6 protein-coding genes are annotated in these 4,708 nt (G+C 73.1%); 3 read left to right on the top strand and 3 right to left on the bottom strand.

Annotated features, from left to right (window positions below):
* Positions 1-567 (top strand): MFS transporter (locus AOK03_RS38695; RefSeq protein ID WP_167355700.1); only part of this gene is annotated, 567 nt, incomplete at its 5' end.
* Here AOK03_RS38695 and AOK03_RS38690 read toward each other — a convergent pair.
* Positions 499-1,527, bottom strand: a complete 1,029-nt coding sequence (locus AOK03_RS38690) for a GlxA family transcriptional regulator (RefSeq protein WP_055570039.1) — start codon at positions 1,525-1,527, stop codon at positions 499-501. The genes AOK03_RS38695 and AOK03_RS38690 overlap by 69 nt on opposite strands.
* Before the next feature lie 71 nt (positions 1,528-1,598).
* Between AOK03_RS38690 and AOK03_RS38685 the strand changes: the two genes are divergently transcribed.
* The gene (locus AOK03_RS38685) at positions 1,599-2,921 is read left to right on the top strand and encodes an MFS transporter (protein WP_055570038.1); all 1,323 of its coding nucleotides are present in this window, start codon (positions 1,599-1,601) and stop codon (positions 2,919-2,921) included.
* Here AOK03_RS38685 and AOK03_RS38680 read toward each other — a convergent pair.
* The gene (locus AOK03_RS38680; protein WP_244177930.1) at positions 2,911-3,525 is read right to left on the bottom strand and encodes a flavin reductase family protein; all 615 of its coding nucleotides are present in this window, start codon (positions 3,523-3,525) and stop codon (positions 2,911-2,913) included. The two genes, AOK03_RS38685 and AOK03_RS38680, sit on opposite strands and share 11 nt — an antisense overlap.
* 165 nt (positions 3,526-3,690) lie before the next feature.
* Here AOK03_RS38680 and AOK03_RS38675 point away from each other — a divergent pair, with 165 nt between their 5' ends.
* On the top strand, positions 3,691-4,167 hold the full coding sequence (locus AOK03_RS38675; protein WP_157869207.1) for a hypothetical protein: 477 nt from the start codon (positions 3,691-3,693) through the stop codon (positions 4,165-4,167).
* On the opposite strand, the gene AOK03_RS38670 is transcribed toward AOK03_RS38675, so the two are convergent.
* On the bottom strand, positions 4,144-4,708 hold a 565-nt coding region (locus AOK03_RS38670), incomplete at its 5' end, for an enoyl-CoA hydratase/isomerase family protein (protein WP_055570035.1). The two genes, AOK03_RS38675 and AOK03_RS38670, sit on opposite strands and share 24 nt — an antisense overlap.

Raw genomic sequence — 4,708 nt, 5'->3', positions numbered from 1 at the left:
CCCCACCTCGATCCCGCGCTGCTCGAACAGCGCGGGATCGAGGTGGGGTGGGCGGGACCGCTGCTCGCGGTGCTCGCGGTCGGATCGGCCGTCGGGTCGTTCGGGTACGGGCTGCGGCGCTGGCCGGGACGGCTGCGTACGCAGAGCGTGGTGCTGATGTCCGGCGTTTCCGGGTGCCTCGTCCTCGTCGCCGTACTGCCCGGCGTCGCATGGCTGTTCGCCGCCCTGGGCGTCGCCGGCGTGCTGCAGGCGGGCGTGATGCTCACCCGCAATCTGTCGCTTCGTGAGGCGCTGCCGCCCAGCGCCCTCGCGGCGGGCTACTCGGTGATGTACGCGGCCGTGGGTGCCGGGTACGCGGCGAGCGGGTCGCTCGCCGGGGGACTGCTGAGCGTCGTGTCGCCCGCCACGGCGATCCTGGCGGGCGTGGGGCTTGGGGTCGTACTGACGTTGGTCGGCGTGGCCGGGGAGGTGAAGCCCGCCGCGGCGGAGGGGGCGCGGTCAGGCGGTGGTGACGTCGCGGAACGTGCGGCGGTAGGCCGTGGGGGTGACCCCGAGCGCGGCCTGTAGGTGCTGCCGCATCGACTGGGCCGTGCCGAAGCCCGCGTCCGCGGCCACCTGGTCGACGGAGAGGTCGGTGGATTCGAGGAGGTGGCGGGCCCGCTCCACGCGCTGCTGCGTCAGCCACTGGCCGGGGCTCACGCCGACCTCCTCGCGGAACCGCCGGGTGAAGGTGCGGACCGACATCGACTCCTGCGCGGCCATGTCGCGCAGCTGCAGCGGCCGGTCGAGGCGGCCGAGGGCCCAGGCGCGGGCCGTTCGCGTGGTCGCCAGCTGCGGTTCGGGCAGCGGGCGTTGGATGTACTGGGCCTGGCCGCCGTCGCGGTGGGGCGGTACGACGGTGCGGCGGGCCACCTCGTTGGCGACGGCGGTGCCGTGGTCGCGGCGTACGACATGGAGGCACAGGTCGATGCCCGCGGCCACGCCCGCCGACGTGAGGATGTCGCCGTCGTCGATGAACAGCACGTCCGCGTCCACCTCGACGCGGGGGAAGAGCTGCTGGAAGTGCTCGGCGGACGACCAGTGCGTGGTGGCCGGGCGGCCGTCGAGGAGGCCCGCGGCGGCCAGGACGTACCCGCCCGTGCAGATGGCCACCAGCCGTGTGCCCGGCCTGATGCGGGCGAGGGCGGCGGACAGTTCGTCGGTGAGGCGGCCCTCCTCGTACACCGGGCCCAGTTCGTACGACGCCGGGATCACGACCGTGTCCGCGGTGGCCAGCGCCTCGGGACCGTGCTCGACCAGGATCGCGAAGTCGGCGTCCGTGCGGACGGGGCCCGGCGGACGGATCGAGCAGGTCACCACCTCGTACAGATGCCGCATCTCGGGAGTGCGGGCGCCCTTGAAGATCCGCTGCGGGATGCCCAGCTCGAAGGGGATCACGCCGTCCAGGGCCAGGACGACGATGCGGTGGCGTCGGGTGGGTGCGGTCGCGGCGGGCGTGGTGCCGGTGGTGGAGGACGAGGCGGGCATGGCCCGATCCTAGCGAATGCTGTCCCTCGGGCCACTCGTCCAGGGCGGACCGTTTTTCGATCCTTTATGACGTGACCCAGACAACCGAGACGTCCGCACGGAGCTCCTCCGCGCCGAGCGCGACCAGGCGCCGTACTCCCCGTATCCACCGCGCGTGGTTCGTCGCCGCCGTCACGTTCGTGACGATCATCGGCGCGGCCGCGTTCCGCTCCCTCCCCGGTCTGCTCTTCGACCCGCTGAAGGAGGACTTCGGCTGGTCGCGCGGCACCGTCGGACTCGCGGTCTCCGTCAATCTCGCGCTGTACGGCCTGACCGCGCCGTTCGCAGCCGCGCTCATGGACCGCTTCGGCATCCGCAAGGTCGTCGCGGTCGCCCTGGTCGTGATCGCCTGCGGCTCCGGCCTGACCGTGTGGATGAACTCCGCCTGGCAACTGCTGCTGTGCTGGGGGCTGCTCGTCGGGCTCGGGTCGGGGTCGATGGCGCTCGCCTTCGCCGCCACCGTCACCAACAGGTGGTTCACCGAGCGGCGCGGGCTTGTGAGCGGCATCCTCACCGCGGCTTCCGCGTCGGGGCAGTTGGTCTTCCTGCCGCTGCTCTCCTGGATCGTCGAGACGTACGAATGGCGGCCCGCCGCCGTCACCGTCGCCCTCGCGGCCCTCGCGGTCGTCCCCTTCGTCTGGCTGCTGCTGCGGGACCACCCGGCCGACGTCGGCCTGAAGCCCTACGGGTCGCAGGAGTTCGTGCCGAAGCCGCCGCCCGTCCCGGGCGCGGCACGGCGCGCCGTCACGGTGCTCCTCAAGGCCGTCCGCACCGGTCCCTTCTGGCTGCTCGCGGGGTCCTTCGCCATCTGCGGCGCCTCGACCAACGGGCTCATCCAGACCCACTTCGTGCCCGCCGCGCACGACCACGGCATGGGGGTGCGGGCCGCCGCCTCCCTGCTCGCCGTCATCGGGATCTTCGACATCGTCGGGACCGTCGCGTCGGGCTGGTTCACGGACCGCTTCGACTCGCGGCGCCTGCTCGCCGTGTACTACGCGCTGCGCGGCGTCTCGCTGCTCTTCCTGCCGATGCTGCTCGCGCCGGACGTCCGGCCGCCGATGATCTTCTTCATCGTCTTCTACGGCCTGGACTGGGTGGCGACCGTCCCGCCCACGCTGGCCCTCTGCCGCGAGCAGTACGGCGACGACAGCGCCATCGTCTTCGGCTGGGTGCTCGCCTCGCACCAGGTGGGCGCCGGTATCGTCGCGTTCCTCGGTGGCGTGGTGCGGGACGCCTTCGGCTCGTACGACGTGATCTGGTACGCCTCGGGCGCGCTCTGCGCGGCGGCCGCGCTGATGGTGCTGGTGATCCGGCGGGGCGGCCCGGTGCCCGCGGCGGTCGCCGTCAGCGGGTGAAGCGGCCGAACGTGCCCCGGTGGAACAGGAGCGGGTCGGCGTCGTCCTCGGTCGCGCCGAGGGCGTCCACCCGGCCCACCACGATGAGGTGGTCGCCGCCGGTGTGCACGGCCTGGATCGTGCAGTCGACCCAGGCCGGCGCCCCGGTCAGGCGCGGCGATCCGGACACCGGCGCCGCGTCGTACGCCACCCCGGCGAACTTGTCGGCGCCGCTCACCGCGAAGCCCCGGCACAGCTCGCCCTGGTCGGCGCCCAGGATGTTGACGCAGAAGACACCGGCGCGCGCGATGCGCGGCCACGTCGTCGACGTACGCGCCACCATGAAGGAGACCAGGGGCGGGTCCAGGGAGAGCGACGCGAAGGACTGGCAGGCGAAGCCGGCGGGGCCGCCGTCCTCGTCGGGCGGGGACGTGATCACGGTGACGCCCGTCGCGAAGTTGCCCAGCACGCGCCGGAACTCGCCCCGGTCGAGCGGCGCCCGCTCGTCGTCGCCGACGGCCCGCAGCTGAGGGCGCGGTAGAGCCTCGACGGGTGCCGTGGTGGTGCGGGCCCCGACCGACCTGAGGTATCGAACGGCGGTGGCCGCCATTCCTGCGTGTCCCATCACATCGACCATTGAAGCTGACGGGGCGTCAGATGTGAAGGGCGTGGCCGAAACGCTACTGACTCACGCGTATCTTCAGCCTCATGAGACAGGGGGGGGACGCGGCCGACCTGGGATTACGGGACGGCGCGGGCCGCGGCGGCGGCCTGCGCCGCGCAGCTGCCGGTGGCCGGGCTCGTGGCGTTCCTGCTGACGGTCGACCGGGCCGACGACGGCTCGGACGGCGGCCCCGCCTTCGGCCTGGTCTTCGGCCTCCCCTTCGCGCTGCTGGTGCTGCCCGTCCTCGGGCTGCTGCACTCCGCCGTGCTGACGCTGCCCGCGGTCTGGCTCGGGGGGCGTGGGCGTGCCCTGTGTGAGGGGCGTGGGGCTGAGCCGGTCTGGTCGTTGGGCTGTCTGCTGCCCGTCGGTGCCGGGTGGGCGGGGCTCTTCGCCCTGCTGGGCGCGCCCTTCGGCGGGGCCGTGCTGTGGTGTGCGGCGAGTGGTGTGGTGCCTGTGCTGAACGTCGCGTACGGCCGACGCCGCGAGCAGCGCCTCGGCAGGCCCCTGCGCAAGGTCTGGCTCGGGTCGGCGATCGCGTCGTTCGGCCTGTGCGTGCTGGTCGTCCTCGGTGCGTTGGCGTCAGCGGCCGCGGTACGAGGGTGAGCGGCGCTCGACGAAAGCGGTCACACCCTCGTTCGCGTCCGCCGTGGTCATGTTGATCTCCTGCGCCGCGGCCTCGGCGGCGAAGGCCGTCGCGCGGTCCGACTCCAGGGACGCGTTGATCAGTTGCTTCGTCATGGCGAGGGCGCGGGTCGGACCGGACGCGAGGCGTTCCGCCCACTCCCGTGCCGTCTTCTCCAGCTCGTCGGCCGGTACGACGCGGTTGACCAGCCCCATCGTCGCGGCGTCGGCGGCCGGTACGGAGTCGCCGAGGAACATCAGCTCCTTGGCCCGCTGCGGCCCGACGAGCCGTGGCAGCAGATAGGCACCGCCGCCGTCCGGCACGAGGCCGCGGCGCACGAACACCTCGATGAACCTGGCCTGTTCGGCGGCGATCACCAGATCGCAGGCGAACGCGAGGTGGGCGCCGATACCGGCCGCGGTGCCGTTCACCGCGGCGATCACCGGCTTCTCGCAGTCGAGGACCGCCGCGACGAGCCGCTGCGCGCCCTGCTTGATGGTGCGGGCGACGTCGCCCGGCACG

Source organism: Streptomyces atriruber, assembly GCF_001418325.1.
In the GTDB taxonomy this organism is placed as follows: domain Bacteria; phylum Actinomycetota; class Actinomycetes; order Streptomycetales; family Streptomycetaceae; genus Streptomyces; species Streptomyces atriruber.
The sequence above is the reverse complement of the archived record's forward strand: the minus strand, read 5'-3'. Positions and strand labels throughout refer to the sequence as shown.

Coding starts and splice junctions, on each gene's coding strand:
- AOK03_RS38680 (WP_244177930.1), bottom strand. CDS start 3,525: ATGGGACACGCAGGAATGGCGGCCACCGCCGTTCGATACCTCAGGTCG.
- AOK03_RS38690 (WP_055570039.1), bottom strand. CDS start 1,527: ATGCCCGCCTCGTCCTCCACCACCGGCACCACGCCCGCCGCGACCGCA.